The organism is Mesorhizobium sp. M7A.F.Ca.CA.002.15.2.1 (genome assembly GCF_003998715.1).
Taxonomy (GTDB): domain Bacteria; phylum Pseudomonadota; class Alphaproteobacteria; order Rhizobiales; family Rhizobiaceae; genus Mesorhizobium; species Mesorhizobium ciceri.
The window spans coordinates 1-4,383 of the sequence record NZ_RZPI01000487.1 but is presented as its reverse complement, the minus strand read 5'-3'; the positions used below and the strand labels follow the sequence as shown (position 1 = coordinate 4,383).

Sequence of the window (4,383 nt, the reverse complement as noted above, 5' to 3'; positions counted from 1 at the left end):
ATTGCCAGCCGCGCCGGCGTCATGCCGGCCAACGTGCTGCCGGCGCCCAGCGCGGTCGCCGAGGCCTTCTGGCGGCTGACGCTGTCGGGCGAACTGATCCGCAACATCGGCGTCTCGACCGCGCGCGCCCTTGCCGGCTTTGCCGTCGGTGGCTCCATCGGTTTTGCGCTTGGCCTTGCCAACGGGCTGTCGACGCTCAGCCGCGGCCTGACCGACACGACGCTGCAGATGATCCGCAACATTCCGCATCTGGCGCTGATCCCGCTGGTCATCCTGTGGTTCGGCATCGACGAGGAAGCCAAGCTGTTCCTGGTGGCGCTCGGCGTGTTCTTTCCGATCTACGTCAACACGCTGCTCGGCATCCAGAGCGTCGACCCACAGCTGGTCGAGATGGGCCGCGTCTACGGCATGGACCGGCGCGCCCTGTTCTTCCGCGTCATCCTGCCCGGCGCGCTGCCGTCGATCTTCGTCGGCCTGCGCTATGCCCTGGGCATCATGTGGCTGACGCTGATCGTCGCCGAAACCATCTCGGCCAGTTCGGGCCTCGGCTACATGGCCATGCAGGCGCGCGAATTCCTGCTGATCGATGTCGTCGTGCTGTCGATCCTGATCTACGCGCTGCTCGGCAAGCTCGCCGACAGCCTCGCCCGCCTGCTCGAGCGTTTGTCGCTTGGCTGGCATCCGGCCTTCCAGAACGGATGAGAGATTGCCCATGACCGCCGCCAGCCTGACCGCAGCCCGTTCCTTCGTCGCCACGCCGGTGCGGCCGATCGGCTCCGTCGAAGGACAGCGGGCCTTTGCCTTCAGGCATGCCGGCAAGCGCTTCGGCGACAAGACCGTGCTCGACGGCATCGACCTGGACGTGCCGGCCGGGCAGTTCCTCGCCGTCATCGGCAAGAGCGGCTGCGGCAAGAGCACGCTGTTGCGGCTTCTGGCCGGGCTCGACCGGCCGACATCGGGATCGCTGTCCTTCGGCGTCGAAGAGGAAGGACACAGCCGCACGCGCTTCATGTTCCAGGAGCCACGGCTCCTGCCCTGGGCCAGCGTGGTGAAAAACGTCGAGGTCGGGCTGACCGGCATCGCCACCGGTAGCGAAGCGAGGCACCGCGCGCTCGACATCCTCGGCGAGGTCGGGCTTGCCGACCGGGCCGACGAATGGCCTTCGGTGCTGTCCGGAGGTCAGAAGCAGCGCGTGGCGCTGGCCCGCGCGCTGGTCGGCCACCCGCAGATCCTGGCTCTCGACGAGCCGCTCGGCGCACTCGACGCCCTGACCCGCATCGAGATGCAGCAGCTTCTGGAACGCATCTGGATCGCGCAGAAGTTCACGGCCGTGCTGGTCACGCATGATGTCGCCGAAGCGGTCGCGCTCGCCGACCGGGTCGTGGTGATCAGTGAAGGCCGGGTCGCGCTCGATCTGGATGTGCCCGTGGAACGGCCGCGCCGGCGCGGTTCGGTGGAGCTGGCCCGGCTGGAGGGCAAGATTCTGGATCGGCTGTTCGGGTAGGGCTGTCGGGGGCAGGGCCCTGGAGGACCGCCTTCCCCCACTCCGTCGCAGCTTCGCAGCACCACCTCTCCCCCCCTCCGGAGGGAGAGGAAAGGAGCCAAGGTCGGCGAGCTCGCGCTTTTCCTCTCCCCCGTCGATCGGGGGAGAGGTGGCCCGAAGGGCCGGAGTGGGGTCGACCTTTCATCAAGCTCACCCGCTTGACCGGTTCGCCCACACCAACCCGATCAGCCCGACCAGCATGGTGACGACGCCGATATAGAGCCATTGCGACTGGCCGGTCATGAAGCTGCCGCCGACAACGCCGATGCCTTGCAGCGACCACAGCGCGCCGACGGCAAGCACAATCAACGCCAGCAGATTTTTGGTCAGCCTCATTGCCGGATCTCCCTTTTGAAGTCGATTGGTTACAGCATCGGGACCGCGATAAAAGAGCCAAAGGAAGTGGCCCGGCCGCGCCGAGCTCTACTTGGATATTAATGTTCGATCTTGTCAAACGGATGCCCGATAGCAACACAAAGATCATCGTTGATTGATCATCGCGTGCCGGAAAATCCCTGACAGACTGTTACCCAGCGACTCCAAACGTGTGCCATTGCCACGGAACCGCCAGATCACTGCCGCATTTCCCGCCTTATTTGGCACCTAACGGCTGGGGTCTGTCAAAAACGGAGCCATCCCCCAAATATGAAGAACCCAAAACAGACCGCGATTGTCGCGGTAACGATCGCTGCTGGCCTGATGGTCGGCGCTTCTTCGGCGACCGCCGCCGCCCAGTGCGGCCGCGCCTCGTGGTACGCCCTGCACTCCAGAACCGCCTCGGGCGAGCGCATGAACCCGTCGGCGATGACCGCCGCGCATCGCACCTTGCCTTTCGGCACCAAGCTCAGGGTGACCAACAAGAACAACGGCCGCAGCGTCGTCGTGCGCATCAACGATCGCGGTCCGTTCATCAAGGGACGCGTGCTCGACCTGTCGAAGGGCGCGGCCGGCCAGCTCGGCTTCATCGGCTCCGGCCACACTTCCGTGTGCATGGCGCGCGTCTAGAGCTTCCTGTGTCCGGCAAGGGCCGGACACATTACCTACACATTTCGCAGCCGCACACTGAGCCGGCTGGCACCGTTCGGCCCCGATTTCCATGGCCTTGAACCAAAGAAGCATTGGTCACGCAGCGTGACGTATTGCATCGCAGCAATTAGTTGTTAACTTCCCCGCGAGACATTTAGGCTCGGCGCTGCTCGTCGTGCCTTCGGTCGCAGGCAGCAGCGGGGTTTCTCGATGTTCTACCAGCTCTATGAGATGAACCACGCCGCCCTGCAGCCGGCGCGCCTCTATGCCGACGCGGTGCGGATGTTCTACTCCAATCCGCTCAATCCGTTTTCCCACACGCAATGGGGCCGTTCGATCGCGGCGACGGCCGAACTGTTCGAGCGCACCACGCGCCGCTACGGCAAGCCGGCCTTCGGCCTGAGCAAGACCGTGGTCGACTGGAAGAGCGTCGAGGTCGCCGAGAAGACCGTCTGGTCGAAGCCGTTCTGCAATCTCGTGCGCTTCGAGCGCGCTGTCCCCGCCGGGCGCAAGCCCGATCCGAAGCTTCTGATCGTGGCGCCGATGTCGGGCCATTATGCGACGCTGCTGCGCGGCACGGTGGAAGCGATGCTGCCCTATGCCGACGTGCACATCACCGACTGGGTCGATGCCCGCATGGTGCCGCTTGCCGACGGCCAATTCGATCTCGACGACTACATCGACTATGTCATCGACATGCTGCACACGCTCGGGCCGGACACGCATGTGATGGCGGTGTGCCAGCCTTCCGTGCCGGTGCTGGCCGCCGTGGCGCTGATGGAATCCAAGGGCGACCCGTTCGTGCCCTCGACGATGACGTTGATGGGCGGGCCTATCGACACGCGCAGCAACCCGACCGCGGTCAATCTGCTGGCGCAGGAAAAAGGCATCGACTGGTTCCGCGACAATGTCGTGATGCATGCGCCGTGGCCGGTGCCAGGCTTCGGCCGCGAGGTCTATCCAGGCTTCCTGCAGCTGTCCGGCTTCATGAGCATGAACCTCGATCGCCACATCATCGCCCACAAGGACTTCTTCATGCATCTGGTGAAGCATGATGGCGACAATGCCGAGAAGCACCGCGATTTCTACGACGAGTATCTGGCGGTCATGGACCTGACGGCCGAATTCTACCTGCAGACCGTCGACACCGTCTTCGTGCGGCAGGCCTTGCCAAAGGGCGAGATGACGCATCGCGGCACCAGGATCGATCCGTCGGCGATCCGCAACGTCGCGCTGTTCACGGTCGAAGGCGAGAACGACGACATATCAGGCCTTGGCCAGACCAAGGCAGCGCATGATCTTTGCCCCAATATCCCGGCTGAGCGGCACGCCCACTACATGCAGCCGGCGGTCGGCCATTACGGCGTGTTCAACGGTTCTCGCTTCCGCTCCGAAATCGTGCCGCGCATCGTCGACTTCATCACCAGCTACGGCCGCCAGGAGCGTGTCGCGGCGAAGCCGAAGCTGGTCCGCGCCGCCAAGAGATAATGCACGTCGTCCAAAATTGCGGGTTTTGGGACGATGATTTGCATAAAACCAAGCTTAACGGCGACAAGCCATGCGATTGACCGGTAAAAGCCGGCTGGCTGGCTGATTCTGTTGCACAAGTGCCGCTGTCCAGCCCCTCGGGTAACCATGCCGACAATCCGACCGTCGTCGTAATTGACACGGACTGTAAATCCCCCTTAACCTTTCGTTAATAACAAAGGGTGAGCGGGGACAATGATTTCCTCATCGATGGCGCGACGGCTGCGCGTGTATGTGGCGGCCGGGCTGGCAATGACGGCGGGCTGGGTGGCACCGGCCTTGGCGGG

5 protein-coding genes are annotated in these 4,383 nt (G+C 63.9%); 4 read left to right on the top strand and 1 reads right to left on the bottom strand.

Annotation, left to right across the window (positions count from 1 at the left end):
- On the top strand, positions 1–702 hold a 702-nt coding region (locus ENZ74_RS23365), incomplete at its 5' end, for an ABC transporter permease subunit (RefSeq protein WP_127313013.1).
- Between the two features lie 10 nt (positions 703–712).
- A complete protein-coding gene (locus ENZ74_RS23360; protein WP_063169609.1) occupies positions 713–1,504 on the top strand; it encodes an ATP-binding cassette domain-containing protein in 792 nt (263 codons plus the stop codon).
- A gap of 189 nt (positions 1,505–1,693) precedes the next feature.
- Here the strand turns inward: ENZ74_RS23360 and ENZ74_RS34480 are convergent, their stop codons facing one another.
- Positions 1,694–1,879: a hypothetical protein gene (locus ENZ74_RS34480; RefSeq protein ID WP_024502222.1), complete on the bottom strand. Its 186-nt coding sequence runs from the start codon at positions 1,877–1,879 to the stop codon at positions 1,694–1,696.
- Between the two features lie 309 nt (positions 1,880–2,188).
- On the opposite strand from ENZ74_RS34480, the gene ENZ74_RS23350 reads away from it, so the two are divergent.
- Together ENZ74_RS23350 and ENZ74_RS23345 are read left to right on the top strand one after the other, a co-directional pair.
- Positions 2,189–2,548, top strand: coding sequence for a septal ring lytic transglycosylase RlpA family protein (locus tag ENZ74_RS23350; RefSeq protein ID WP_013528714.1), 360 nt, complete (start codon positions 2,189–2,191; stop codon positions 2,546–2,548).
- Between the two features lie 231 nt (positions 2,549–2,779).
- Entirely contained in the window at positions 2,780–4,057 is a 1,278-nt protein-coding gene (locus ENZ74_RS23345; protein WP_063169608.1) for a polyhydroxyalkanoate depolymerase, read from the top strand.
- Positions 4,058–4,383: the final 326 nt, after the last annotated feature.